23 protein-coding genes are annotated in these 26,146 nt (G+C 53.5%); 1 reads left to right on the forward strand and 22 read right to left on the reverse strand.

Going from position 1 to position 26,146, the window contains the following annotated elements; genetic code table 11:
* Positions 1-29: 29 nt before the first annotated feature.
* From H8S02_RS05390 to H8S02_RS05455, 14 genes are all read right to left on the reverse strand, one after another.
* Complete coding sequence (locus H8S02_RS05390; protein WP_186969651.1) at positions 30-671, reverse strand: DivIVA domain-containing protein; 642 nt, start codon at positions 669-671, stop codon at positions 30-32.
* Positions 672-763: 92 nt separating this feature from the next.
* Entirely contained in the window at positions 764-1,024 is a 261-nt protein-coding gene (locus tag H8S02_RS05395) for a YggT family protein (protein ID WP_186969652.1), read from the reverse strand.
* A 17-nt stretch (positions 1,025-1,041) separates the two neighbouring features.
* Positions 1,042-1,554 carry a cell division protein SepF gene (locus H8S02_RS05400; RefSeq protein WP_243166423.1) on the reverse strand — a complete coding sequence of 171 codons (513 nt, stop codon included), beginning with the start codon at positions 1,552-1,554 and terminating at the stop codon, positions 1,042-1,044.
* A gap of 19 nt (positions 1,555-1,573) precedes the next feature.
* A complete protein-coding gene (locus tag H8S02_RS05405) occupies positions 1,574-2,299 on the reverse strand; it encodes a YggS family pyridoxal phosphate-dependent enzyme (protein WP_186969653.1) in 726 nt (241 codons plus the stop codon).
* Complete coding sequence (locus H8S02_RS05410) at positions 2,296-3,576, reverse strand: HlyD family efflux transporter periplasmic adaptor subunit (protein ID WP_253094156.1); 1,281 nt, start codon at positions 3,574-3,576, stop codon at positions 2,296-2,298. Before H8S02_RS05410 ends, H8S02_RS05405 begins: the two co-directional genes overlap by 4 nt.
* 18 nt (positions 3,577-3,594) lie before the next feature.
* Positions 3,595-3,843 (reverse strand): RNA chaperone Hfq, encoded by a 249-nt coding sequence (hfq, locus tag H8S02_RS05415; protein WP_186969800.1) that lies wholly within the window; start codon positions 3,841-3,843, stop codon positions 3,595-3,597.
* A 31-nt stretch (positions 3,844-3,874) separates the two neighbouring features.
* Entirely contained in the window at positions 3,875-4,870 is a 996-nt protein-coding gene (gene miaA / locus H8S02_RS05420) for a tRNA (adenosine(37)-N6)-dimethylallyltransferase MiaA (RefSeq protein ID WP_243166424.1), read from the reverse strand.
* Positions 4,833-6,878, reverse strand: a complete 2,046-nt coding sequence (mutL, locus tag H8S02_RS05425; RefSeq protein ID WP_186969655.1) for a DNA mismatch repair endonuclease MutL — start codon at positions 6,876-6,878, stop codon at positions 4,833-4,835. Before mutL ends, miaA begins: the two co-directional genes overlap by 38 nt.
* Positions 6,879-7,077: 199 nt before the next feature.
* Positions 7,078-9,693, reverse strand: a complete 2,616-nt coding sequence (gene mutS / locus H8S02_RS05430) for a DNA mismatch repair protein MutS (RefSeq protein WP_186969656.1) — start codon at positions 9,691-9,693, stop codon at positions 7,078-7,080.
* Between the two features lie 28 nt (positions 9,694-9,721).
* Positions 9,722-11,143, reverse strand: a complete 1,422-nt coding sequence (gene miaB / locus H8S02_RS05435; RefSeq protein ID WP_186969657.1) for a tRNA (N6-isopentenyl adenosine(37)-C2)-methylthiotransferase MiaB — start codon at positions 11,141-11,143, stop codon at positions 9,722-9,724.
* The gene (locus H8S02_RS05440; protein WP_186969658.1) at positions 11,140-11,793 is read right to left on the reverse strand and encodes a TIGR03936 family radical SAM-associated protein; all 654 of its coding nucleotides are present in this window, start codon (positions 11,791-11,793) and stop codon (positions 11,140-11,142) included. The genes miaB and H8S02_RS05440 overlap by 4 nt, the downstream gene beginning before the upstream one ends.
* Before the next feature lie 7 nt (positions 11,794-11,800).
* Positions 11,801-13,624 carry a TIGR03960 family B12-binding radical SAM protein gene (locus H8S02_RS05445; protein ID WP_186969802.1) on the reverse strand — a complete coding sequence of 608 codons (1,824 nt, stop codon included), beginning with the start codon at positions 13,622-13,624 and terminating at the stop codon, positions 11,801-11,803.
* A 189-nt stretch (positions 13,625-13,813) separates the two neighbouring features.
* Positions 13,814-16,654, reverse strand: a complete 2,841-nt coding sequence (locus tag H8S02_RS05450) for a heavy metal translocating P-type ATPase (RefSeq protein ID WP_207722074.1) — start codon at positions 16,652-16,654, stop codon at positions 13,814-13,816.
* A 3-nt stretch (positions 16,655-16,657) separates the two neighbouring features.
* Entirely contained in the window at positions 16,658-16,975 is a 318-nt protein-coding gene (locus H8S02_RS05455; RefSeq protein ID WP_272884571.1) for an ArsR/SmtB family transcription factor, read from the reverse strand.
* A 356-nt stretch (positions 16,976-17,331) separates the two neighbouring features.
* Here H8S02_RS05455 and H8S02_RS05460 point away from each other — a divergent pair, with 356 nt between their 5' ends.
* Entirely contained in the window at positions 17,332-17,598 is a 267-nt protein-coding gene (locus H8S02_RS05460) for an alpha/beta-type small acid-soluble spore protein (RefSeq protein ID WP_186969660.1), read from the forward strand.
* 195 nt (positions 17,599-17,793) lie between these two features.
* On the opposite strand, the gene H8S02_RS05465 is transcribed toward H8S02_RS05460, so the two are convergent.
* From H8S02_RS05465 to H8S02_RS05500, 8 genes are all read right to left on the reverse strand, one after another.
* Positions 17,794-18,069: a zinc-ribbon domain containing protein gene (locus tag H8S02_RS05465; protein WP_118684684.1), complete on the reverse strand. Its 276-nt coding sequence runs from the start codon at positions 18,067-18,069 to the stop codon at positions 17,794-17,796.
* A gap of 77 nt (positions 18,070-18,146) precedes the next feature.
* A complete protein-coding gene (locus tag H8S02_RS05470; protein ID WP_243166426.1) occupies positions 18,147-18,728 on the reverse strand; it encodes a sigma-70 family RNA polymerase sigma factor in 582 nt (193 codons plus the stop codon).
* A gap of 150 nt (positions 18,729-18,878) precedes the next feature.
* Positions 18,879-20,717 carry a glutamine--fructose-6-phosphate transaminase (isomerizing) gene (gene glmS, locus H8S02_RS05475; protein WP_186969662.1) on the reverse strand — a complete coding sequence of 613 codons (1,839 nt, stop codon included), beginning with the start codon at positions 20,715-20,717 and terminating at the stop codon, positions 18,879-18,881.
* Positions 20,718-21,138: 421 nt separating this feature from the next.
* Positions 21,139-22,491, reverse strand: a complete 1,353-nt coding sequence (gene glmM / locus H8S02_RS05480; RefSeq protein WP_186969663.1) for a phosphoglucosamine mutase — start codon at positions 22,489-22,491, stop codon at positions 21,139-21,141.
* 50 nt (positions 22,492-22,541) lie between these two features.
* Entirely contained in the window at positions 22,542-23,582 is a 1,041-nt protein-coding gene (gene ruvB, locus H8S02_RS05485) for a Holliday junction branch migration DNA helicase RuvB (RefSeq protein ID WP_118684692.1), read from the reverse strand.
* Positions 23,583-23,599: 17 nt separating this feature from the next.
* A complete protein-coding gene (gene ruvA / locus H8S02_RS05490; protein WP_186969664.1) occupies positions 23,600-24,208 on the reverse strand; it encodes a Holliday junction branch migration protein RuvA in 609 nt (202 codons plus the stop codon).
* A 3-nt stretch (positions 24,209-24,211) separates the two neighbouring features.
* Positions 24,212-24,703 (reverse strand): crossover junction endodeoxyribonuclease RuvC, encoded by a 492-nt coding sequence (ruvC, locus tag H8S02_RS05495; RefSeq protein ID WP_118684696.1) that lies wholly within the window; start codon positions 24,701-24,703, stop codon positions 24,212-24,214.
* Positions 24,704-24,885: 182 nt separating this feature from the next.
* A complete protein-coding gene (locus H8S02_RS05500) occupies positions 24,886-26,142 on the reverse strand; it encodes a methionine gamma-lyase family protein (RefSeq protein WP_186969665.1) in 1,257 nt (418 codons plus the stop codon).
* Positions 26,143-26,146 lie beyond the last annotated feature (4 nt).

The raw sequence follows: 26,146 nt of genomic DNA on the forward strand, positions 1-26,146 counted from the left end.
TTGACTTGCAGCGGCTGTTGCAGCCGCTCTTATTTCGTTTTTTTCGGATCGTAGTCTGCGCCAAACTTCAGCTCACCGAAATCAAACTTGCGAGTGGAGTCCTCAGCCGGAGCATCCGCTTTGTCAGCAGCTGCATTCTTTTCATCGGCCGCAGGCTTTGCGATTTTTGTGGTCTTGTCATCGACCTTCGTCTTCTCCTGAGTCTGTGCAGGCTGCACCAGCTTCTCTGCCTTTGCAAGCTCGACAAGGGCCTTAGCCTGAGCCTGATATGCCGCCGAAACACGCGCAACAAACTCGACCGTGCTCTTGCGGGCAGCCTCAAGCTTGCGTGCCTCGAGCTCGATTTCGCTTCTGGTATCCTGTACCTTGCTCTCGGTTTCGGTCTTTGCGGCGGCAACGATGTCTTCGGCTTCCTTCTTTGCCTTGTCGATCGTATCCTGTGCGATCGACTGAGCAGACATCAGGGTGCGGCGCATTCCGTCCTCAACACCGCGGTACTCCTCAATCTTGTCAACCAGAACCTTCATCTTTGCTTTCAGAGAAGCGTTTTCCTTCTGCATGGCAGCGAACTCCTCTGCGACGCGCTCGAGAAAGGTATCGACCGATTTCATATCGTATCCGCCGAAAACAGCCTTTTCAAAGCCGATCTCTTGAATTTCCTGCACCGTCATAGTCTTTCCTCCGTAAAAATGTTTGTTTTGCCCGATGCACGGGAAAATGGCCGGGCATTGCCCGACCACCCGCATGTTTCTTTTTGCAGGCATCACAGCATATAAACAACCTGTTCCAGAACAATGATCGTGAAAAATGCCAGCATGAACGGGATGTCAAACGGACATCTCCGGAAGGCATCAATCTGGCTCACAAGACTCCGAAACGGCTGAATCAGCGGTTCGGTAAGCATACAAAGAAACTCATACAGTCTGGAGCCGCCGGCCTGAGAGAACCAGCTGAGTATCGCTCTGGCAAAGAGCAGAAACTCAAGAATGCGCAGCAGATTGCCGACAATATATGAAGCTATCATGTTCACAGCAGCAGCCCTTAGAAATACATACCGCTGCTCTCAAGCTCATCGATCAGATCGCCCATAATGTCTACATTGTAGGGCGTGATGATATATGTGCTGTTTGCAACCTTTTTGATCTTGCCTTCATTCGCATATGCAACACCGCTCAGAAAATCCACCAGACGACGCGCGATATCCTTGTTTGTCTGCTCCAGATTGAGGACCACCGTGCGCTTGTCCTTCAGATGATCTGCAATTTCAGCCGCCTGTTCAAAGCGATCAGGCTTGACAAGAACCACTGCAAGCTTGCTGGTCGTGTTGATGCTGACGACCTTGTTATCCCGCAGGCTCTCATGGCGCGGCTGCGAAACAGTGTTCTCCACAGTGGCACTGCTATACGAGTGATCGTACGAACGGTTTTCGTACGATGAAGGCACACTATTTATTGCAGGTTCTTCGCTGCGCGGCTGCCGGGACATATCCTCTTCGTAATCGTCCTCAGCATCCCCGCCCTTGACCCAATCAAGAAAGCTTTTGATCGAACCCATGTAAGTTCCTCCTTATATTTTAAGGCGAAACGATCTGATAAGGCCGTGCGCCAAAGATCGCCGTGCCGATGCGAACCATGTTTGCACCGCACGCAATCGCCGTTTCAAAATCATTTGTCATTCCCATCGACAAATAATCCATATCTACATTATCGTATTTTTTTGTCAAAATGTCAACAAATACTTGTCGCATTTCATTGAAATAGCGCAAGTTTTTCGTTTCTGCATCGGCTACCGGCGGAATTGCCATCAATCCGCGTATATGAAGCGACGGTTTTGCACGCAAAGTGTCGATTGCATCCAGCAGTTCATCCGGGTCAATGCCGCTCTTTGCCTGCTCTCTGCCAATGTTGACCTCGAGCAGAATATCCTGTCGGATGCCATGCTTTGCGGCCTCTTTTGCGATCGCTTCGCCAAGATGAACCGAACCGACCGACTGGATCAGAGAGACCTTGCCGACCAGAAACTTCACCTTATTGGTCTGGAGCGTGCCGATAAACTGCAGATCCGCTCCTTCATAAGCGTTCTGTTCATACTTTTCAAGCAGCTCCTGCACACGGTTTTCACCGCACACCTCGATGCCTGCGCGAATCGCTTCCTGGACACGCTCCGCATTATTCATCTTGCTCGCGGCAACCAGTATGATGTCTTCCGGCTTTTTTCCTGCTTTTTCCGCTGCACGCGCTACCCGTTCCTTTACCTGAGCGATGCGTTCATGCAGCTCATTTCTTTCCTGTTCTGTCATGTTTTCACCACCGTATTATCCTTTAGATCTGTTCCTCGGACAATGACCTGATCCTGCTCGACCAGCATATCCGAATCGGTTGCACTCTGCTCGACGATATAGCTGTCATCGGTCTCATACAGCTTGTTGATCACCTTGAATTTGCGTACCGAGCCGCTGAGAATGAACACACCCGTGTCCTTATGCTTCTCACCATTGCTGTCCGTCCATTCCTCCACGCGCAGTGCGCTCTTGGGAACGCTCAGGCCGGTGTACGATGCAATGATGATTTCGACCGGCTGCTGACGCATGGAAACCATCCCGCTGTTGAAATCAGTGCCTTCCAACACGAGCAAAGCTGTATCATCATCATGCTCCCAGTTAACCGCATACACGGTTACCGGGCTCGTGAGAGATGCCTGAGTAAAATTGACCTTAAGCTCCTGACCGATCTGCAGCCGTTCCGCCTGTTCCGCCGGAATTTCGCAGGCCAGATACCAGCTGAAGCCCTGCACCATCTTGCCGAGCGTTGAGCTGCTGTGACGTGTTTCGGGTGCCTTGGATGTCAGCTCACGAAAGCGCGCAACCGTCAGACCCGAAAGCGATGCCGGCTTGAGCGTATCTTCAAAGCCATCTACGATCTCGGAAAAATATCCGGAGCAGGGCGCCTTCAATTCAGCGGTTCGACCGGACAGACTCTGCTGCAGGCTGTCGCGCTGCGCGCTCAGAGAATCCCGCTCCGCACGGATAGAGGCGGAGTCCAGCTGATCCGCAGCGCGGCGCAGAGAAAGCGTTCGCAGGGATGCAGACGAAGAGGTAAGCACGCTGCCCGAGCCTTCCTTGGTCTCGGCGGCAAGGTTTTGAATGGCCAGCGTAATCTGCTGATCAATCTTCGCTGTGTCCGAACTGTCGTTTGCGGTCTGAAGCGCAGTATCGAGCTGACTGATCCGGTCATCGAGCGGATCCAGCTGACGGCTGAGCTCCAGTGCTTCATCATCGCCGTACACAACCGCAAGCGGCGCATTTTTCTGCACACGCTCACCGCTGTATACGATATGCTTGACTGACTCACCGCCGCCCTTGATCGTGATTTCATCGCGAACGAACCATCCGTCCGCAGTGAAGCTGTCATTCACCGTGACGCGCATAGCCGGTGTCGTTTCCGGCGCTGCCGAAAAAATACCGAAAAAGCTGCGTCCGATATACAGCAGCACGACTGCAGCAATCATCATAAAAACCAGATGGCTGCGGTCACGTTTCTGCTGCCGTGCCGGTTTTGTTTTCTGTTTTTGTTCCATGAATTGCCTCGTAAGTAATCAACTGTCCGCACGCTCCTCCCTCGCTCCGTACAGCTCCACCGGATGCTGCGGAATGATCGTGGAAATTGCATGCTTGTAGATCATCTGCTGTTTCCCTTCGCTTTCCAGAATAACGACAAAGTTATCAAATCCACGGATAATTCCCCGCATTTGAAAGCCGTTCATCAGAAAAAACGTTGTATTCTGACTCTGCTGACGCAGAGCAGCAAGCATTCTGTCCTGCAGATTGATTTCGTTTCGCACAATAATACCTCCGTTGCTGTTGCAGTTTATGGTATCATTGTACACCGTGTTTTTGCAGATATTCTGTCGAATGCTGCAGGACATCTGCAAACTCTTCACTCTTATTATAATATATCCAGTGGATGCTGTCATCCCTTTTCAGCCAGGTAAGCTGCCTTTTTGCATAATTTCTGCTTCGGCGTTTTAACAGCTCGATACAGCTTTCGAGGGTTTCGCTGCCCTCCAGATAGCCAAGGAGCTCCTTGTAGCCGATCGCCTGCGCCGCCGTTCCCGCAAGAAGTCCATTTTCCCAAAGATATCTGGTCTCATCGATCAGCCCGTCACGAATCATGTCGTCAACCCGGCTGTCGATTCGATGATAAAGCGTCTGCCGGTCTTTCGGACACAGCCCGAGCTTGATTGCCTGGTATTTCGGCTCCGGACGCTTGTGCAGGCGGTTCATTTCTCCGATTGTCATACCCGTCTGCTCGTATACCTCGAGCGCACGGATAACACGCTTCAGATTATTCGGATGCAGCCGTTCTGCGCTTTCCGGATCGACCTCTGCAAGGCAGGCGTGCACTGCTTCGTTCCCCTGTTCACGAGCCATGATTTCGTATTTTTTTCGAACAGAGAGATCGGTCTCGTCGCCCGAAAAGGTGCTGCACTCGATCAGCGCATCCATATAAAGCCCCGTGCCGCCGACGACGACGGGTATCATGTTCCGCGAAAGAATATCCTGCGCAGCCGCATCTGCGAGTTCGACATACCGGGCTACCGAAAATGCCTCTCCCGGTTCGCACACATCAAATAGATGGTGTCGGATGCCCTGCCTTTCTTCAATGGTCGGCTTGGCCGTTCCGATGTCCATATATCTGTACAGCTGCATGGAATCAGCCGAAATGATCTCGGTATGCAGTTTTTTCGCAAGTGCAACAGAAAGTGCGGTTTTGCCGCTTGCGGTCGGTCCGCAGATGCAGACCAATCGATTATCCATGAAGTCAGCTCCTTGCCTACTGGTTAACACGTTTGAACATTTTATCCAGTTCATATTTTGTCAGACGAACAGTCGTCGGTCTGCCATGCGGGCAGGATCGCACGTTATCGTCCGAAAGCACACGGTCACACAGATTTTGCAGCTCCAGCATCGTTGTTGCTCTGCCTGCCTTGATCGCTGCTTTGCATGCGACCGTATGAATGAGGTCATCCAGACGGTCCGGCACTGTTGTGCGGCTGTTCATTGCTTTCTCGGCCAGCTCACTGATAACGCTCTGGACGTCGCCGCTGTCCAGATACGCCGGTACGCTGCGTACAGCAAAGCTGTTCTCACCAAACGGGTCGATAGAAAATCCAGCTTTGCGAATATCCTCCAGCTGCGTCTGGACTGCTGCCGCCTCCTCGCCGGTCAGTTCGACCACGACCGGCGTCAAAAGCTGCTGCTGCGGCATTTCTGTCTCAGCGCGGAGCTTATTGAACAGAATTCGCTCGTGAGCCGCATGCTTGTCGATGAGCAGCAGACCGTCTTCATCCTCTGCTATGATGTAGGTGCGGAAGCACTCGCCGATGACGCGCGCACCGTGATCGATCGGCTCATATACCGGCTCCTCCGCCGCAGTTTTCTGCGGATTCGTCTGCGACTGCGGAATATTGACCAGATTATCCTCGGATGCCGTATCGCTTGCAAGTTCCGCTGCTTCTTCATCCGTCTGTGGCCGTTCGGCAGGGAGAACTGCAATATCAGCCTCCGGTTCGACCTTTTCCTGCGTATTCTTCAGCTCACTTGGAAGCTGTACACGGCCGACCGCGCGTGCCGGATCGGGTTTAAAGTTCCCGAGCGGCGGTGCAGACATATAGACCGGACGTACAGTACGCGGCGGTACGGATACCAGAAAATCCTCCAGCTCCGCATCCTCACCTTTCGAGACCGGCTGTGTCTGAAGTGGCTGCGCAAACGAGCGTGCAGCCGGTGCCGGTTCGGAACGCGGCACAGCAAAGCGCTGCTGTTCCTGCGTGAGATTGTCCTCGCGGGGCGTATGCTTTTCCTTGTGCTCAAGCTGCGGCGTATTATCGTTCGCTGCAAGTGCGTTCTTACAGGCAATGTAGACCGCCTCGAACACCGGTTTTTCCTGTGAAAACTTGACTTCCGTCTTTGCCGGATGCACATTGACATCAACTGCCGACAGCGGAAGCTCCAGAAAAATTGCGCCGGACGGGTATTTTCCCGTAATGATGGCATTTCGATATGCCTCTTCAAGCGCCGCCTGCATGAGCCGGCTTTTGACATAGCGTCCGTTGACGAAAAAATGCTGCATGGAACGATTGGCACGTCCTGCGTGCGGCTTTACAATATAGCCGTGGACAGTCAGTCCATTATGCTCGTTTTCCGGAACCTCGATCATATTTGCCGTCATTTCTTTTCCGAACACCGCAAATACCGGCGTAATCAGCTTCCCCTTGCCGTCTGTTGAAAAGACCTGCTTTCCGTCGCGGATCAGGGTGAATGCAATTTCAGGGTGCGACAGTGCAGCGTGCTGAACAACGCCAAGTACATATCCGGCTTCTGTAAAATCTTTTTTCAAGAACTTCATGCGTGCCGGGGTATTATAGAAGAGATCTCGAACAACAATCGTCGTACCCTCCGGGCAGCCGGCCTCTTCGTTTACCTGTATCTCTCCGGCTTCCAGATGCAGATGAACGCCTGCGATTGCTTCCCTCTGGCGCGTAAACAGATCGATCCGTGTGACGGACGAGATCGCTGCAAGAGCTTCACCGCGAAAACCAAGCGTGCCGATCGCAGCAAGATCCTCTTCGCTTCTGAGCTTGCTGGTCGCGTGACGGCGGAATGCGACAGGTGCATCCTCCGGCGCCATGCCGCAGCCATTGTCTGCGATACGGAGATAGGTAATGCCGCCGTTTTCAATTTCTACTGTAATGCGGTTTGAGCCGGCGTCGATCGCATTCTCGACCAGCTCCTTTGCAACCGAAGCCGGGCGCTCCACTACCTCGCCTGCCGCAATCAGATCGGCAAGGTGCGAGGATAGCTCTTTAATAATTGCCATTATAATTTCCTTTCCGGAAAAATTTCAAATGCGGTCAAAGCAATACCGCTTCATGTAACAGGCGCGATTTGCGAACAGATTCTGTGTGCTGGCGAGAAGTGTTTTTACAGTTATGGTTGATGCCTTACTGTGAAATCACAGCAAGGTCAGGATGCAAAACCTCCGCAAAGCACCGCAGTATTCATTCTGCGGAATCGCCTTAAGAGCCGCGCTCCTGCTCTGCAAGCCGTTTCAGTTCATACAGAGCGTTCAGCGCTTCGATCGGTGTCATAACATCCATCTGAAGACAGCACAGGCGTGCAACAACGCCGGTGGCGATCATGTGTCCAAAGGACATCTGATCATCTTCTTCCTCTTGCTCTTCAATCGGATGGATTTCAATCTGCGGCATGGTGGACTCAAGTTCCTTAAGCACCGCCTTGGCGCGTCTGATCACTGCGTTCGGTACGCCTGCGAGCTTGGCAACCTCAATGCCATAGCTGTCATCGGCGCCGCCACGCACAATGCGGCGGAGAAAGGTGATATCATCTCCGCGTTTTTTAACCGCAATATTGTAGTTTTTCACTCCATCAATCAGGTCTTCCAGCGCTGTCAGCTCATGATAATGCGTTGCAAACAGAGTTCGCGCACCGATACGCCGCTTATTCGCAATGTACTCCACGACAGCACGCGCAATGCTCATGCCGTCATAGGTAGAGGTGCCGCGGCCGATTTCGTCGAGGATAATCAGACTGGATTTCGTTGCCTGATTCAGAATATCCGCGACCTCGCTCATCTCCACCATAAAGGTGGACTGACCGCTTGCCAGATCATCCGATGCACCGACACGGGTGAACACCCGGTCCACAACGCCGATATGCGCCGATGAAGCCGGCACGAACGAGCCGATCTGCGCCATAATCGCAATCAGTGCGACCTGACGCATATAGGTCGATTTACCGGCCATATTCGGTCCCGTGATAATCGCGATGCGGTTATCACCTTCATCGAGCAATGTGTCATTCGGGATGAACATGCTGTCCTTGAGCATTTTTTCGACAACCGGATGACGGCCGTCATGTATCTCGATCTTATCCGAAAAATCAACGATCGGGCAGATATAGTTCTGGTCGCAGGCGACATCAGCAAGCGAGCAGAGCACATCGATCTGTGCTACCGCCTGCGCCGAGCGCTGCACGCGATGCACCTCAGCTGCAACACGGTCGCGCACCTGAATAAACACATCATATTCCAGTCCGGACAGGCGTTCCTGTGCACCGAGCACTGTGCTTTCGAGCTGCTTGAGCTCATCGGTGATGTATCGTTCACAGTTTGCGAGCGTCTGCTTGCGAATGTAATTTTCAGGGACAGCGTCCGAGTTGGAACGGGAAACCTCGATATAGTAGCCGAACACACGATTATAACCGATTTTCAGCTTGGAAATACCGGTTTTTTCACGTTCCTGCTGCTCGATAGCCGCAATTTTCCCCTTGCCGCCGCTCGCGAGGTCACGAAGCGTATCAATCTCTTCGTTATAGCCGCTGCGGATCAGACCGCCGTCTCGAAGAAGGACCGGCGGCTCCTCGACGATAGCCGCTTCAATCAGCTCACGCACATCCTCAAGCAGGTCAATATTTCCGGTTAACTCTCTGAGCAGAGACTGTTCAAATGCAGATGCGTGTGCATGAATTTCCGGCAGACAGGAGATAGCTGACGCCAGCGCACGCAGATCACGGCAGTTCGCTGTGCCGTAAACGATGCGTCCAATCAGACGCTCCATATCAAAAACCTTGCGAAGCGCATCGGTCAGTGCCGTGCGGTTGATCACATCGTCGCACAGCGCGCTGACGGCCTGCTGACGCCGCGTAATATGAAGCGGATTATAAAGCGGTTTTTCGATCCACTGCCGGATCAGCCGGGAACCCATTGCGGTATGCGTCTGATCAAGAACCCACAAAAGCGTACCCTTTTTCTCCTTGGTGCGCATGGTCTCGCACAGCTCGAGATTGCGTCTCGCGTTCAGATCCAGCTCCATATACTGCCCCTGCTGATACAGCCTCAGATCATTGAGGCCTGCAAGGCTCGCAGGCTGCGTTTTTTCAAGATAATCGAGCAGGCCGCCAAGGGTGCGGGTCGCGAACGGCATAACCCGGAGACCTGCCGCATCAAAATCCTCTATATGGAAGTATTTGCGGATACGCTCTCCCGCTGCTTCCGCGTCGAAGCATTCCTCTTCCATCGGTTCCACAAGCGCTTCTTCCAGCCGCTCAGCGACAAAGGAGCGAAACTCCTCATACGAAATCGCGAAGCCGCCTGCGAGAATCTCACGAGGTGAAAAACGAGCCAGCTCGTTATACACGTCGACCCATTCCTCTGTGTCGGTTGCGTAGACAACGCCTGTTGAAATATCTGCAAAGCACATGCCCATGTCCTCATGGGTGGCATAGATACAGGCAAGGAAATTATTGCGGCTCTCATCGAGCATAGATGCGTCAACAACCGTGCCGGGGGTGACGCGGCGAATAATATCGCGTTTTACCAGGCCTTTTGCCTTCTTCGGATCTTCCAGCTGCTCGCAGATCGCAATTTTATAACCTTTTTGCACCAGCTTTGCGATATAGCCTTCTGCACTGTGATACGGCACGCCGCACATGGGAGCGCGCTCCGCCTGACCGCAGTCACGGCCGGTCAGCGTCAAATCAAGCTCGCGTGAGACAAGCTTTGCATCATCAAAAAACAGCTCGTAAAAGTCGCCCAGACGGTAAAACAGCAGATAATCCTTGTTTTTATTCTTGATTTCAAAATACTGCTGCATCATGGGCGTGAGTTCAGCCATATTTGCCTCCTGTCTAACGAAAGGTGGATTATGATTTTTTTACTGCGAACAGGCATCTCAGCGAGGTCTTTTCAATCTCCGCCTGAATGAATTCGCCGATTTGGATATTTTCACCGCGCACGCATACCAGAAGATTGCCCTCCGTCCGGGCGGTATACGGATAGTCCGGCCCCTTGGCCGCTCCGTCTACCAGCAGACGCAGCGTTTTTCCCTGATACGCCGCCTGCTTCTCGGCAACGATATCGTCCTGCGTCTTGAGCAGACGCTCAAAGCGGCGCTGCTTGTCCTGCGGCGAGGCATTGTCTTCATAGGATGCTGCGGGCGTGCCCGTGCGAGGCGAATACAGGAATGTGAACAGCAGGTCGAAGCGTGTATCCTGCACCAGACGCAGGGTCTGCTCGAAATCCTCGTCAGTTTCGCCCGGAAAACCGACAATAATATCACTCGAAAGCGTAATATCCGGCATTTTTTCGCGTGCATCAGCGATCAGGGATTTGTAGTGCTCCGCCGTATAGCGGCGGTTCATGCGGCGGAGAATTTCATCACTGCCAGACTGAAACGGCAGATGAAGCTGCTTTGCAACTTTGTCGCACTCAGCCATTGCAGAAAACAGCTTCGGAGAAGCATCCTTCGGATGGCTTGTCATAAAACGCAGCCAGAAGTCTCCGGGCACAGCATTCAATCTGCGAAGCAGATCGGAAAAATCAACATCAATGCCGAGATCCTTGCCGTAGGAGTTGACGTTCTGTCCGAGAAGGGTAATCTCTCTGTAGCCCGCAGCAACCAGTTCGCGCAGCTCTTTTTCAATCTCCTCCGGGTATCGCGAACGCTCTCTGCCGCGGACATAAGGCACGATACAGTAGGTACAGAAATTGTTGCAGCCATACATGATAGAGAGCCAGGCCTTTGCACCTTTCGCGCGAAGTACAGGCAGTCCCTCCGCAATATCATCCTCGCCGCCGATATCAAACACGCGCTTTCTGTCCGTCAATACGCGATAAAGCAGCGATGGAAAGCGCCACAGCGCATGCGTACCGAATAGCAGATTGACTTGCGGATAGCTCTTTTTGATCTTTTCGACATTCTTTTCCTGCTGCGCCATGCAGCCGCACAGCGCGATGACGACATCCGGCCGCTTCTTCTTGAGATGGCTCAGCGCGCCGATGTTGCCGAAGGCACGATCCTCCGCATGCTCTCGCACTGCACAGGTGTTGAACAGGATGAAATCCGCCTCTTCCGTGCTGTCTGTCATTTCATATCCCATTTCATGCAGCATGCCGCGAATGCGCTCGGTATCCGCTTCATTCTGCTGGCAGCCAAAGGTATGCGTATAGGCTTTGGGGCATTTGACGCCATTCAGGCGGGCGACAGCGTCAATATAAGTGAACTGCGTTTGCAGCTGCTGCTCGGAAACATTCTTTTGTGTGGACAATTCTATGCCTCCTCTCATCGGAACGGAGTACCGTCAGCAGTAAACACATTCATACGATGGTACTCACTGAAGGGTATCTCGTACTGCGGCAGATACTGACGGATGGCTCGAGTCAGATATTCAGGCGACATGTTGTTATTGCCTGCGGCGGTCGTAACAACGGCTGTTACTTCGTGTTCACCCTCGGCAACAGCAAGATCACGCATCAGCTCCCGCATATTAACCGTCTTTTCGCCGCGCTTGGAGCGCTTGACGATCTCGACGACCGGACGCCGGAACAGATCGCGTACCGCATCGGCAAAGCCATTCGGCACATCCGCTTCAAAGCCCCAGGTGATGCGGTACTGAGACCACTCGATCGAGCCGACCTTCATGCCTCCGTCCGACTGCGGATAGATCTCGATCGCGCGGAGACCTTCCGGAAATACGTCGTTGAGCGCTTCCACTGCATTTTCAGGCACCGCATCCGAGGTGATATTGAAATCAAGAAATTCACATTCACCGGAATAACCGGTCGAAAGCGGAAGCGCAACGGAAACATAGGCGTGCTGATTGAAGCCTTCGGTAAACCACAGAGGCATCTGACAGCGCGCCATCGAGCGCTGCATGGCGTGCATCAGATCCAGGTGAGAGATATACTTTGCTCTCCCCTCTTTGGCAAATTTCATTCGAGCCTTAAACACGGCATTTGCCTCCCTTCAGCAGCGCGCTTGCACCACAGCCAGCACACTGATGCATGCAGTCGGGCGTGATAACCGCTTCGCGCGAGCGCTCCCATTCACGCTTCAGGTGCTCCTTGCGCGTACCGCAGCCAATGTGATCCCACGGGAATACCTCATCCATCGGGCGCTGGCGGGACGCATAAAACTCCGGATCAAGTCCGCAGTCACGGAACGCCTGTATCCACTTTTCAAAATCGAAGCACTGATCCCAGCCATCCATTTTACAGCCGCGCTGCCATGCGAGCAGAATAGCCCTGCCCTGACGGCGGTCGCCTCGTGCGATAACGCCTTCGAGCACCGAGGTCTCGGCATCGTGCCAGTTATAGGTGACGTTCTTGGTCTTCATAACCACCTTGAGATGCGCCTGCTTCTCACGGAAGGTTTCCAGTGTGTCCTGCGCATCCCACTGAAACGGCGTCTGCGGCTTGGGAACGAAGCACGAAGCCGAAGCTGTGATACGAACGCCGCGCGCACGATTGGGGGTATTCTCGCGCCAGCAGTAGGCGACCTTTTTGCAGATGTCGGAAATACCGTCCAGATCCTCATAGGTTTCCGTCGGCAGACCCATCATGAAATAGAGCTTGACATTGTTCCATCCGCCCTGAAATGCAATTTCGCAGGCATGCAGAACATCTTCTTCGCGGATGTTCTTATTGATAACGTCGCGCAGGCGCTGTGTGCCCGCCTCGCAGGCAAAGGTCAAACCGCTCTTGCGCGTCTTCTGCACGCGCTCCATCAGCTCAGCGGAAAAACTGTCTGCGCGGAGAGACGGCAGCGACAGGCTGATATGGCGCGGCTCGCAGTAATCGAGCATGCACTCTGTCAGGCCGGACAGTTCGCCGTAATCGCTTGTAGACAGCGAGGAGAGAGAAATCTCCTCGTAACCGGAATTTTTCAGCACCGCTTCCGCCTGCTTCAGAAGAACCTCCTTCGATTTGGTACGGAGCGGACGGTAGGTATGACCCGCCTGACAGAAACGACAGCCGCGCGGACAGCCGCGGAACAGCTCGATCATAGCGCGGTCAAAGACAATATCGGTCGAAGGAACGACAAACGACTCCGGATAATACATGGTATCCAGATCCTTGACGATGCGCTTCTGCACCATCGCCGGAGCACCGTGCGTGGGTGTTACGCTTTCGATCGTTCCGTCCTCATGGTATTTGACTTCATACAGCGAGGGGACGTACATGCCCTCGATCTGTGCCGCCGCAATCAGGAAATCCTGCTTGGACCAGCCTTCACGCTTCGCCTTGCGATACAGGTCGGTAAACTCGAGCATAATCTCCTCGCCGTCGCCGATCATGAACAGATCGACAAAATCTGCGAGCGGCTCCGGGTTATACGCGCAGGGTCCGCCGCAGGCAACGATATGCCGGAGGTCAGTGCGTTCCTTTGCAAGCACAGGGATACCGCCGAGATCCAGCATATTTAAAATGTTAGAAAACGACAGCTCATACTGAAGCGTAAACGCAATAATATCGAAGTCCGTGAGCGGATCACCGCTTTCCAGACCGTAAAGCGGAATGCCGGCAGCACGCATTTCGGCCTCCATATCGATCCACGGCGCGCATACACGCTCACACCAGATCCCCTTTTGATCATTGAGCAGTCCGTACAGAATACGCGAGCCAAGGTGCGACATCGCAACCTCGTAAGTGTCCGGAAAGCAGAAAGCGAACCGCAGATCTACATTCTTTTTGTCCTTCATCACCGATCCCCATTCGCCGCCGACGTATCGCGCCGGCTTCTGCACCCGGGTCAGGATGGCTTCCATCTGTTTATGCAAGCTGTTATCCTCCAAAATGAGTATAGTTTAGTGGTGTCATATGAAATGTACTGAAAACAGCATCCGCCATTCAGGCGGTAGATATAGACATTATATCACATTTTACGCAAAAAGACCATACCATCCTGCAAAAAGAAGTAAGCTGCTTCATTTTACAGAAAGATATGGTCTTTGCTGTTATTTTGTATTCAGGATTCGAGCCGAATTGAATACCGTCAGTACCGAGAGGATGATGTCTACTGCAACAACATGCCACATCTGCACAAAGCCGAAAAGTGCAAGCAGAGCGAGCAGTATTTTCGCAATGACAACGATCATCATATTCTGTACCGCTGTACTGTGCGTTCTGCGGCTGATACGGACAGCATCAGCAAGGCGAGTCAAATCATGCGTCATAACCAGCACATTGGCACACTTCGCTGTATCGCGTGAACCGGCAGTGCCCATCGCGATACCGACATCCGCAGTCTTCAGCTCATCCAGATCATGAATGCCATCGCCAACGTAGGCTTCCGCGCCGTCCGTCGGGATCGTGCGCATCAGGAAATCCATTTTAGCGGCTTTTTCTTCCGGCTGGAGACCGAAGTGAATGGTATCAATGCCTGCTGCATCAGCAACCTGCTGTGCGGACAGCTCGCTGTCGCCGGTCAGGAGGACCGTGCGTGTAATGCCCTGTGCTTTCAGTTCGCGAACAGCATCTGCCGCCTCATCGCGGACCGTGTCCTCCATCTGGATCGCACCGGCATAGTCTCCTTCATATGCCACATAGACGATTGTGCCTCGCAGTTCAGGAACACCCTTAACGCCGCGGGAGATCATCAGCTTGCGATTGCCGACGAGAATCGTTCGGTTATGGATGCGGGCACGAACGCCTCGGCCCGGGAATTCTTCGAATTCCATGACCTTCTGCATCTGTCCCTTGTACGCATCTACCAGCGCGCGGGCTACCGGATGTGCTGAAAGCTGTTCAGCGGCGGCAGCAAGTGCAATGCAGCTCTGCTCGTCAAACTCCTGCGTCGGGAATACCTTTTTAATATGAAGATCGCCCTTTGTCAGGGTACCGGTTTTGTTGAACACGGCCATGCGCATCTCTGCGGTTTTCTCGATTGCTTCACTGCCCTTGGCATGTACGCCTTTTCGAGCCAGTCTGCTGCTGCCGCACCAGAATACAAGCGGAACGGAAACAGCGAGCGCTGCCGGACAGCTTACTGCAAGGAGCGTCAGTGCGCGATATACCCAGCTCTGAAGCGGGGCTGTCGAGTTGAGCAGCGGCGGTACGATCGCAAGCAGTACAGCCAGGATAAACATGAAGGGAATGAAGCGCGATACCATGAGCAGCATACTGCGTTCCAGTGCTGCCTTATGTTCACTGCTGTCTTCCTGCACGCGCATAATACGGCTTATTGCGCTGTCATCGAAGCGAACCATAGTCCGCATAAGCAGAAGCGAGCCGGTATACAGGCTGCCCGCCAGCACATGCGAATCCTTGCTGACGGCTGCGAGTTCGCTGTCGCCCGTGATAATGCTCTCGTCAACAGTGCCCTCGCCGCGGATCACGACGCCGTCAAGCGGTACACGCTCTCCCGAACGAACAAGAACAAACTCACCAATTCGGACTTCTGCCGGACTGATCATGCGCTCTTCGCCTTTCATATTGACGACAGCCGCTTTTTCCGGTATGCAGCTTGCCTGCTGCGGCATTTCGCTGTTCGCGCCGGCGAGAATAAAATCACTTGCAATCTTTCCGACACCGTGAAGAACCAGCACAATCGCGGCCTCCGGACGGTGACGCAGCAGAAACGCGCCGAGCGATACCACAAGCATGAGCGGATATTCACTGAAAAACCGCCCGTGCGACAGCTCCTGTATTGCGTTTCCGGCAACGGGGACCGCTGCTAGCAGATACGCCAGAAGATAAAGGATAAAAGCGATATGATCATCGCTCCCGAACAGCGCTCCGGCAATCACAAGTGCTGCCGATGCAATCAGCCGAATCAATGTGAACTGCATATCCATCATGGACATCGCCTGATATCGGCCTTCGCCGCCGCTCGACGCTCCTCTTTTGGCATTTTCCCGCCGCAGACGGGTCTGCTCCCTTCGTCGCATTTTGGCCCGATACTGCGCTCGTTCCATGAACGACATACCTTCCGTCTCGCTCTCGCTTTGATGCAGCATCGCAAGGGCAGCAGACAGAGGCTGCATATTTTCGGCCTCAGATGCCGTTTCTTCTTCCGGATCATCCTTAAACCGTTTCTTCTCCTTGTTTTTTCTGGGCTTTTTCTCTATTTTCCAGAGATGTTTGAGCTTATCAACCGCCTTATCAACGCCGCTTTCTTCCTCATCCGGCGCCTCTGCTCCGGGCGGTGACTCTGGTTCAGCCGATGCGTTTTCAGCATCTTCTGTACCTTCCTGCTCGCTGCCCTCATCCTCAGCCTGTGATCCGGGGTCATCCTTCGAATTTCGCGGCGATTTTTCCTGCTGGGGCGGTTCTTTTTCCGCAGTCTGCTTTCCTGCAGCAGCCTCCGGCGGCACTTCTTCGTCTTTCGTTTCCGACGGTTTTTCCTCTGATGCTTTCTCCGAAGGCACAGTCTCATGCTCAGCCTTGCTCTCCGGCGAAGAAACCTGTGTTTTTTCCTTCTCTTCGGATTGCTCAGACTCTTGTTCTGCCTGATCGAGAGATACCGAATCCTTATCTGTCTCAGTTACTGCTTCGGCCTTGTCGGGTTCTATTCCGGGAGACGTTTCCGTTTCCTGCGGCTCGGCATGCTCCTGTTCTTCTGTATCAGATGTCCTCTCCGGCATATTTTCTGTCCTGACATCCTCGCTTTGCGTCCCGGATGCTTCGGCGGTGTTTATGCCGAATTCCTGCAGGATGCTTTCTACAGTCGGAAAATCGTCGGTTTTCGCGCTGATCTGATCGAGCAGTTCTTCAGCAGATGTCTGATCTGTCCCCTCACTCTTCAGCAGCGGCTCCTTTTCCGGCGACCCCATCTGTGGGGTTGTATTTTCGCTCATCTTCTATCCCTCCTGCACATGTGCGATACCTTGCGCCAGTATCGTCTGGATATGGTCATCACACAAGGCATAGTATACGGTCTTTCCGTTTTTTCTGCTCTTTACAAGACGGGCCTGTTTTAAAAAACGCAGCTGATGGGAAATTGCCGACTGGCTCATGCCGAGCAGTGTCGCGATATCGCAGACGCAAAGTTCCGCCGATACCAGCGCTGTCAGAATACGCAGGCGTGTTTTATCGGAAAACGCCTTGAAAAAATCAGACGCTGCGGTCGTGATATCATCATCCGGCATCTGCCTGCGCGCAGTTTCTACCGCATCCATATGAACAATGTGTTCTTCGCAGCAATCCATATCCGCGCGCTTATGTCTGACAGCCAACAAAATCCCTCCCGTGATACATGAGTATCCATTCAATTATACTATCATCCAATCGCTATTCTGTCAAGAATTCTGATGAAAACGAGCGAAAAAAAGATGATAAGCTCACAGCAGTGCAACATCTTTATTCAGCATGCAGTACGCAAGACGATAAGTCTCTGCAAAATCTGTAAAACTCTGTTTTCTTTTTGCGGTTTCCGGCAGGTACGCCACATTTTTCAACTTATATCGCTATTATTTTTGCGCAACATACTATCAGCAAGCCACAACACACAAATCGTAAAGGAGAGATCAAAGTTATGACTAACACGAAAAACGGTTCCAATCAGGGCATGGTACCTGAAGCACGCGCCGCAATGGATCAGTTTAAGATGGAGGCTGCAAGCGAGGTCGGCGTCAACCTCAAGCAGGGTTATAACGGCGATCTGACCAGCCGTCAGGCGGGTTCGATCGGCGGTCAGATGGTTAAGAAGATGTGTCCCGTACATACTTCGAGCTTCGAGCGGAACTGCCGGACTGCGGTCGGGCATTGTGTAAGGATTCTTTACACCGCAGAATGGACGTAAGGGCCTGCGTCAGCGACTCAGCCTCCCTTTTCAGCGGCTCGTTCAGGGTTTTCTCCATGGTGCCGCGGACTAACTCCCTGATCGGTGTTCGATTTGTTATTGCAATTTACAAGTAAAAGAAAAAGCGCCAGCAATGAGAAAATCATTGCTGGCGCTTTTTATCGTGTCGTTTATTGCTCTTTCAGCGTTACAATATTACTGCTCGCGCATTTTTGCAAAGCACTCGCTGCAATAAACCGGACGGTCAGACTTCGGCTCAAACGGAACGCGAGCCTCGCCGCCACAGGAAGCACAGGTTGCGGTAAAGAACTCACGCGGACCGCGAGCAGCGTTCTTGCGTGCGTCGCGGCAGCTCTTGCAGCGCTGCGGCTCGTTCTGGAAACCACGCTCTGCGTAGAATTCCTGCTCGCCGGCAGTGAATACAAATTCCTTACCACATTCCTTGCATACTAAAGTCTTGTCTTCGTACATGTTCCTTTTACCTCTCTTTGATTGCGTTCGCTGGGGAACTTGGATTATATTGCGAACAGGCTGAGGCCTGTAATCGCCTAACAGGGATTGATCTTAGCCGATTTTCGCTTGATGCGCTGGATGGCGTTTTCCACCGATTTGACGGGCTTTCCGAGCGTTTCCGCCATCTCCTCATAGGAGAGACCGTCCAGAAATAATGTCAAAACGTTTGCCTCAAATTCAGACAAGAGCGAGTAGAGCTGCCTAGTGCGCTCTTCCCTCTCCTCATTGCCAATCACCAGCGATTCTGGATCACCTATCGGTGCCGTTACCCGTGTGTGCGATTCCGCAAGGTCTTCAAACAGAGGTCGATCTAATGACATGGACTGATTCAGCGGCCGATGCTTAAGAGCTGATGCAGAGCGTGTTGCGGAATATATTTTCCGCTGAATACACAGTCTGGCGAATACGCTGAATGGAACGCCTTTGGTGCTGTCAAATTCCCGTATCGCTTTCATCAGTCCGAGCATCCCCTCCTGGATCACATCTTCTGCGTCTGCTCCAGCAAGAAAAAAGGGGCGTGCGCAGGTCTTGACCAGACGGGTATACCTTTTGACCAGATCCTCCGCCGCAGAGCCGTTCGACTGCTGCGCCAGACGGCACAAAGTCTCGTCGGACATTTCCGGGGAGAGGAGTGTTGATTCATTATTTCTCATGTCGATAAATATTATATGCGCTTTAACTGGAAATGTCAAGAAAATATCGACAAATCTACTATTTTCACTTAAAACGACTGGTATGGTTTGTGCAAAAACAACAATAAAATTGGCTTATTCAACTGTAACCGACTTGGCGAGGTTACGCGGCTTATCCACATCGCAGTTACGCTCAACTGCAACATAGTATGCAAAAAGCTGCATTGGGATGATCGAAAGCGAAGCAGAAAATTCGTACAGGCACTTGGGCAGGCGGATAATATGCTGGCAGACAGATTCGTCACCGGTGAAGTCATCCGTTGTTACCAGGACGACAGAGGCGCCGCGTGCAACGACCTCACGGATATTGGAGACCGTCTTTTCAAACAGTGCGGGCTGGGTTGCCAGAGCAACAACGAGAGTGCCATCCTCGATCAAAGAAATCGTGCCATGCTTCAGTTCGCCCGCCGCATATGCCTCAGAGTGGATATAGGAAATTTCCTTCAGCTTAAGGGATGCCTCGAGAGCTGCGGCATAGTCCAGACCGCGGCCGAGGAAAAAGACACTGGGACGGTTTGCATACAGCGTAGCGATGCGCTGCATATCCGGCTGGCATTTGAGCGCTTCGGTGATGCATTCCGGCAGCCGCTGAAGCTCAGCACAGAGCGCACGCTCGTCGCCGATCGAGATCAGACCGCGCACGCGCGCAATCTTTACGGAAATCAGATACAGCGCGGCAAGCTGCGCGGAGTAAGCCTTGGTCGTTGCAACAGCGATCTCCGGGCCGGCCCAGGTGTACAGGACACCATCAGCTTCGCGTGCGATCGTAGAGGAGACCACATTTACAATCGCGATGGTGAATGCACCGGCCTGCTTCGCCAGACGCATTGCAGCAAGCGTATCAGCTGTCTCACCGGACTGACTGATTACGATGCACATATCCTTTTTGCCGATGATCGGGTTTTCATAGCGGAATTCGCTTGCGACCTCGGCCGAGCAGCGGATACGGCACATTGCCTCGATGACGCGCTTGCCGACCATGCCTGCATGCAGCGCAGAGCCACAGCCGATGATGTGGATGTTTTCAATGTCGCGCAGACGCTCATCGGTCAGTCCGTTGTCTTCGAAACAAACGGCATTGTTCTTGATACGGGGGGTCACGGTATCCGTAACAGCCTTAGGCTGTTCCATGATCTCCTTGAGCATGAAGTGCTGATAGCCGCCCTTTTCTGCTGCGGACATATCCCAGTTGACGGTCTGAACTTCCTTTTCGACTTTGTCGCCGAATTCGTTCATGACAATGACTTCATCCGGACGTACGATCGCTACTTCATTGTCGTCAAGAATGATGAACTTCCGGGTACGGCTGATAATAGCGGTGATATCAGATGCGATCATGTTTTCGCCTTCACCGATACCGATGACGAGCGGATTGCCGCGGCGCGCTGCGACGATTTCCTGTGTATTATCCATAGATACAACGCCGAGTGCGTAAGAGCCGCGCAGACGCTGCACGGCAGCCAGAACGGTTTTTGCAAGATCCTCCTGCTTGCCGGTGTGCAGATAGTCGACAAGATGCGCAACGGTTTCGGTGTCGGTCTCGGACTTGAACTCATAACCATGCGCTTCAAGGCGTTCGCGCAGTTCCTTGTAGTTTTCAATGATGCCGTTGTGAACGACTGCAACCTTGCCCTTGCCGCCGAGATGCGGATGAGAGTTGCGGTCGGACGGTTCGCCGTGAGTCGCCCAGCGGGTGTGGCCGATGCCGCAGGTGCATTTCATATCGCAGCCAACCTCACGGATCTTCTCTTCGAGGTTAGCGATGCGGCCGCGGGTCTTTACGACGCGCAGGCCTTCCTTGGTGAATGCGGCGATACCGGCAGAGTCATAGCCGCGGTATTCCAGACTGTACAGACCCTTGATCAGAATGGGGAGCGCATTTTCGCGTCCCGTAAAACCAACAATTCCACACATAATCAGTTTACTCCTCCAAAACGGAATATATTTATCAAACAGTTAAAATCAAAAAGAAAAATTTGCATACCCGGATTTGGGCATAAAAATAGTGCGTAATGCATAGCTGCTCTGTCCGCACAGTCACCTGTGTGCTTTAACAGCCTGCTGACGACCAACCCACCTGTGGCCGAAGGGCATCCGCCGAAATTTCGATTAACCCTTTCCTCGTCAACTGCGATACCGGCTGCATCGCAGTTCTGGCGCTTTAGCTTGTTGTGAACTTGTATGTCAAACTGGTCTCACCTCCCTGCTGGTATATTGCCGCGCGTCCGGCGGACGCACCGCAGCGTGGCTGTATTTGGCAGACGGAAAAATTCCGCCGCCTGTAACAAACGAGGTGGATGCGAAACCACATCCACCCCATTGGTTCTTATCTCTATTATACGACAGACTCAATCGTTTTGGCAACCCTTTTTGCCAAAGTATCTACCTGCGCGCTGTCTTTTCCCTCGACCATGACGCGGACAAGCGCCTCTGTGCCGGACGGACGGACGAGGATTCGGCCGTTGTCGCCAAGCTCGGCGGCAGCTGCTTCGATGTCAGCCTTGATCTCCGGCTTCTCCTGAAGCGTTGCCTTCTGGTCGTTCGGTACCTTGACGTTGATCATAACCTGCGGCCACGGAACGACTTCCGCTGCAATTTCCGAGCACTTTCGGCCGCTTTCCTTGAGGATGGACATGAACTGAAGCGCGGTCAGTTCACCGTCACCGGTGGAAGCATACTCCAGGAAAATTACATGACCGGACTGTTCGCCGCCCAGAATATATCCCTTCTTGAGCATCATTTCAAGAACATAACGGTCGCCGACATTCGAGCACTCGATCTTCATGCCGTTCTTTTCAGCATAAGCGTGCAGGCCCATGTTGGACAGGATGGTCGCAACAAAAGCGCCGCCGCGCAGCTTGCCCTGCTTTTTCATGTGTGCTGCGCATACCGCCATGATGCGGTCACCGTCCAGCTCTTCGCCGGTTTCATCGACGATCAGACAGCGGTCGGCATCACCGTCAAATGCGACACCGAGGTCGAAGCTGCCGCGGCGGACGCGCTCCTTGAGCTGTCCCAGATGGGTAGAGCCGCAGTTATCGTTGATGTTTACGCCGTCCGGCTCATAAAAGCGGATTTCAGCCTTGCACTCGACCAGTCGCATCAGACGCTCTACCGTCGTGGAGGACGAACCGTTCGCGCAGTCGACAGCAACTCGCAGACCGGACAGGTCACCGGAAATCGTTTCCGCAAGATGGTTGGTATACTCAACGACCGGGTCAATCTCGCTCTTGAGCACACGGCCGATCCTGTCATGGGTCATGCGCGGAATGGACTCAAAGTCATCGATCAGATCCTCGATCTTTGCCTCGGTAGCATCCGGCAGCTTGTAGCCGTTGCCTGCAAAGATCTTGATGCCGTTGTATTCGAACGAATTGTGGCTTGCAGAAATGACAATACCAGCATCTGCCTTGTGCTTGATGGTGAGGTACGCGACAGCCGGCGTCGGGATAACGCCGAGCAGTTCTACATCTGCGCCGACCGAGCAAATGCCCGCTACGAGCGCGTTCTCCAGCATATCCGAGGAAATGCGCGTATCCTTGCCGATCAGAAGCTTGGCCTTTTTGCCGTGCGCGGACTCCTGTGTGAGCGTATATGCAGCGGCTGCACCGATCTTAAATGCGAGCAGTGCGTCAAGCTCAAGATTTGCAACGCCGCGGACGCCGTCCGTTCCAAAGTATCTACCCAATATGAAACACCTATCTTTCCTGTTGATACGACATGGGGACATGCCCCGGTTTACAGCATTAGCTGTCCGTCAGCCGGCTCCATGTTAAGATGCCGGTATGCCTGCATCGTCACGCATCGTCCGCGCGGCGTGCGGCTGAGAAAGCCGATCTGCATGAGATACGGCTCGTAAACGTCTTCAAGAGTAATGGCCTCCTCGCCGATCGTCGCAGCGAGAGTGTCCAGCCCGACCGGTCCGCCGCCATAGTTGAGCATGATGCTCTGAAGCATGCGCCGATCGACATTATCGAGACCGAGTTCGTCTATTTCCAGTGCGCGCAGCGCGATGTCTGCGCTCTTTTTGTCAATGGTACCCGTGCCGCGAACCTGCGCAAAATCGCGCACACGGCGCAGCAGACGATTGGCAATACGAGGTGTGCCGCGGCTGCGCCGGGCGATTTCATATGCGCCTTCGTGCTCGCAAGGGACGTTCAGAATGCCTGCCGAACGTTCAACGATACTGCAAAGCTCCTCGGGCGAATACAGCTCGAGACGGAGCATGACGCCGAAGCGGTCGCGCAGCGGACTGGTCATCTGACCTGCACGGGTTGTTGCGCCGATCAGCGTAAAGCGCGGCAGGTCGATTCGTATGGAGCGGGCAGAGGGCCCCTTGCCGATGATGATATCGAGCGCGTAGTCCTCCATGGCCGGATAAAGGATCTCCTCTACCGCACGGTCGAGACGGTGGATCTCGTCAATAAACAAAATATCATTTTCTGAGAGGTTTGTCAATAAAGCGGCAAGATCTCCGGCCTTTTCAATGGCAGGGCCGCTTGTGACGCGGATGTTGACACCCATTTCGGCGGCGATGATACCGGCGAGCGTGGTCTTGCCGAGGCCGGGAGGACCATACAGAAGCGTATGGTCGAGCGACTCGCCGCGCATTTTTGCGGCTTCGATATATACGCTCAGGTTTTCCTTGGCCTTGGTCTGACCGATGTAATCCGCCATCGTCTTGGGGCGGAGCGAATTTTCGGTCTCGTCCTCAGACAGCTGCCGGGTGGAGATGATGCGTTCATCATCCGCCATGCCGCCGGAAAATTCAATACTCAAAGGAACACTCTCCCTTATTACTGCTTAACAAGTTTCTTGAGACACTGGCGGATGATTTCGTCCGCTTCCATGCCGGCCGTGTCGATCTGCTTCATTGCGTGGAGTGCTTCAGCCTGCGTATAGCCAAGCACCATGAGCGCCGCAACGGCTTCCTGTGTATGGTTTACGCCGCCGGAGAGATCTGCTGCGGCCACAGGCGAAGCAGCGGAAGCACCTTCAAGCTGCTCCTTGCTCATTTTGTCCCGAAGCTCCAGAACGATGCGCTGCGCGATCTTTTTTCCGATGCCGGGCGCCTGTGTGAGCATTTTCTCGTCGCCGGTGATGATCGAGAGCGCAAGCCGGTCGGGCGGCGCGACCGAAAGAATGGAAAGCGCTGCCTTGGGACCGACGCCGGAAACACCGATCATCATCTCAAAGCAGGACTTTTCCTCCTCGTCGATAAAGCCGTACAGCTCGAAAATCCCCTCGCGCACATTGAGATAGGTCAGCAGACGGGCCTTCGTGCCGATTTTCAGCCTGCTGATTGTATTCTGCGAAGCATGGCAGGCATAACCCACACCGCCGCAGTCGATTACGGCAAGTCCCGTCTGAAGGACGCTTACCGTTCCGTCAACATAATAAAACATAAATTATAAACCCTCATATCGCATAGCCTGTCTGGAATGACCGTGGCAGATCGCAAGCGCGAGTGCATCCGCCGCATCATCCGGCCGCGGGAGCTTTGTGAGATGGAGAATGCTCTTTGTCATTTCCATCATCTGTTTTTTTTCTGCGTTGCCGTAGCCGACGACCGCCATCTTGACCTGATTCGGTGTATAGGAGACCGGATGCAGCCCCTTCTGCGCGAGTGCGAGCAGAATAACGCCGCGTGCCTGCGCAACCTGAATGCCGGTCGTGATGTTCTTTGAAAAGAAAAGCTCCTCGATCGAAACCTCATCCGGGTGGAATGTATCCACAAGCGTGCAGATATCGTCATAGATCTCGCACAGACGCAGATGCATGGGCGTGCCCGGCGCAGTTTTCGCGGCACCGTACTGGATAGCGGTGAATTTCATATTATCGAACCGGACGACACCGTAACCGATCGTGCCGTAGCCGGGGTCTATGCCAAGAATGATCATAACAGGTCCTTTGCCAATGTAAAAACGGAAAAATAATTCCGAGTTCAGATATTATAGCACAAACGTGTGTATTTTGCAATATGTATCATGATAAAGACAGGGATGAATGCAAGAAGCACTCATCCCTGTCGGATCATCTGCTGCTGTCTTTAAGGCAATACCGAATCATTAAAGCTGCGGCGTTAATTTTGCAGTTCGGTCTTGATTCTTTCGGCCGCAAGCAGGATGCCGGCCTTGCCGGAGGAGTAGGTCAGACCGCCCTGCATATAGCAGACATACGGCTCGCGCATCGGCGCGTCGGCAGAAAGCTCGATGGATGCGCCCTGCACAAATGCGCCGGCTGCCATGATGACGGGATCGTCATAGCCGGGCATTGCCCAGGGTTCGGGCGTAACGAAGGAATCGACCGGAGCGCCGGACTGAATGCCCTCACAGAAGCGGCGCAGCGGTTCGGGTTTGCCGAATGCGATCGTCTGGATGATGTCATAGCGCGGCTCCTCTGCCTTGGGGCTAACCTCGTAGCCGAGCTTCTCCATCACCTTCGCACAGAAAATCGCAGTTTTAAGCGCTTGAGCGGTAATGTGCGGCGCCATGAACAGACCCTGAAACAGCAGACGGTTCTGCCCCATTGTGCAGCCGCATTCGCCGCCGATGCCGGGCGCGGTCAGCTTGTAGGATGCGTTTTCGACGAGATCTCTGCGGCCGGCAATATAGCCGCCCGTGGGGGCAAGACCGCCGCCGGGGTTTTTGATGAGCGAACCGGCGATGATGTCTGCGCCGACCTGCGTCGGTTCGATCGTTTCGGTGAATTCTCCGTAGCAGTTATCGACCATAATGGCAGCGCACGGGTTGACCTCACGCACAACCTCGCAGACCTTGCCGATCTCCTCGACGGAAAGCGTCTTGCGCACGGCGTAGCCGCGGCTGCGCTGAATGAATACGAGCTTAACGTTTTCGTCCCTTGCCGCCTCACGGATCGCAGGCAGATCGGGAACGCCGTCCTTCAGATCGACCTGTTTATAGCCGATGCCGTAGCTCTTCATGCTGCCGCAGTAATCGCCGGTAATGGTATTCTGAAGGGTGTCGTACGCCGGTCCGGTAACGGACAGAACGGTGTCCCCGGTCTTTACTGCGGAGAACATTGCGCAGGACAGGGCATGCGTGCCGTTGACAAAGCCGATGCGCACGAGAGCAGCTTCCGTGCCGAAGATGTCGGCGTAAATTTTGTCGAGCGTATCGCGGCCGTAGTCATCATAGCCATAGCCGGTCGTACCGGCGAACAGATTGTCGGAAACGCGGTTCTTTGCGAAGGCGGCGAGCACCTTTTCGGTATTCCGATCGCAGATTTCCTCAATACGGGAAAAATAAGGACGGATTTCACGTTCGGCTTCAGCGCCGAGCGCACGGATTTCCTCGGAAATTTTTAAGTATTCTGACATATTG

The organism is Agathobaculum hominis (assembly GCF_014288055.1).
Taxonomy (GTDB): domain Bacteria; phylum Bacillota; class Clostridia; order Oscillospirales; family Butyricicoccaceae; genus Agathobaculum; species Agathobaculum hominis.

Coding starts and splice junctions, on each gene's coding strand:
- H8S02_RS05390 (WP_186969651.1), bottom strand. CDS start 671: ATGACGGTGCAGGAAATTCAAGAGATCGGCTTTGAAAAGGCTGTTTTC.
- H8S02_RS05395 (WP_186969652.1), bottom strand. CDS start 1,024: ATGATAGCTTCATATATTGTCGGCAATCTGCTGCGCATTCTTGAGTTT.
- H8S02_RS05400 (WP_243166423.1), bottom strand. CDS start 1,554: ATGGGTTCGATCAAAAGCTTTCTTGATTGGGTCAAGGGCGGGGATGCT.
- H8S02_RS05405 (WP_186969653.1), bottom strand. CDS start 2,299: ATGACAGAACAGGAAAGAAATGAGCTGCATGAACGCATCGCTCAGGTA.
- H8S02_RS05410 (WP_253094156.1), bottom strand. CDS start 3,576: ATGGAACAAAAACAGAAAACAAAACCGGCACGGCAGCAGAAACGTGAC.
- miaA (WP_243166424.1), bottom strand. CDS start 4,870: ATGAACTGGATAAAATGTTCAAACGTGTTAACCAGTAGGCAAGGAGCT.
- mutL (WP_186969655.1), bottom strand. CDS start 6,878: ATGGCAATTATTAAAGAGCTATCCTCGCACCTTGCCGATCTGATTGCG.
- mutS (WP_186969656.1), bottom strand. CDS start 9,693: ATGGCTGAACTCACGCCCATGATGCAGCAGTATTTTGAAATCAAGAAT.
- miaB (WP_186969657.1), bottom strand. CDS start 11,143: ATGAGAGGAGGCATAGAATTGTCCACACAAAAGAATGTTTCCGAGCAG.
- H8S02_RS05440 (WP_186969658.1), bottom strand. CDS start 11,793: ATGAAATTTGCCAAAGAGGGGAGAGCAAAGTATATCTCTCACCTGGAT.
- H8S02_RS05445 (WP_186969802.1), bottom strand. CDS start 13,624: ATGGAAGCCATCCTGACCCGGGTGCAGAAGCCGGCGCGATACGTCGGC.
- H8S02_RS05450 (WP_207722074.1), bottom strand. CDS start 16,654: ATGAGCGAAAATACAACCCCACAGATGGGGTCGCCGGAAAAGGAGCCG.
- H8S02_RS05455 (WP_272884571.1), bottom strand. CDS start 16,975: ATGGATGCGGTAGAAACTGCGCGCAGGCAGATGCCGGATGATGATATC.
- H8S02_RS05460 (WP_186969660.1), top strand. CDS start 17,332: ATGACTAACACGAAAAACGGTTCCAATCAGGGCATGGTACCTGAAGCA.
- H8S02_RS05465 (WP_118684684.1), bottom strand. CDS start 18,069: ATGTACGAAGACAAGACTTTAGTATGCAAGGAATGTGGTAAGGAATTT.
- H8S02_RS05470 (WP_243166426.1), bottom strand. CDS start 18,728: ATGTCCGACGAGACTTTGTGCCGTCTGGCGCAGCAGTCGAACGGCTCT.
- glmS (WP_186969662.1), bottom strand. CDS start 20,717: ATGTGTGGAATTGTTGGTTTTACGGGACGCGAAAATGCGCTCCCCATT.
- ruvA (WP_186969664.1), bottom strand. CDS start 24,208: ATGTTTTATTATGTTGACGGAACGGTAAGCGTCCTTCAGACGGGACTT.
- ruvC (WP_118684696.1), bottom strand. CDS start 24,703: ATGATCATTCTTGGCATAGACCCCGGCTACGGCACGATCGGTTACGGT.
- H8S02_RS05500 (WP_186969665.1), bottom strand. CDS start 26,142: ATGTCAGAATACTTAAAAATTTCCGAGGAAATCCGTGCGCTCGGCGCT.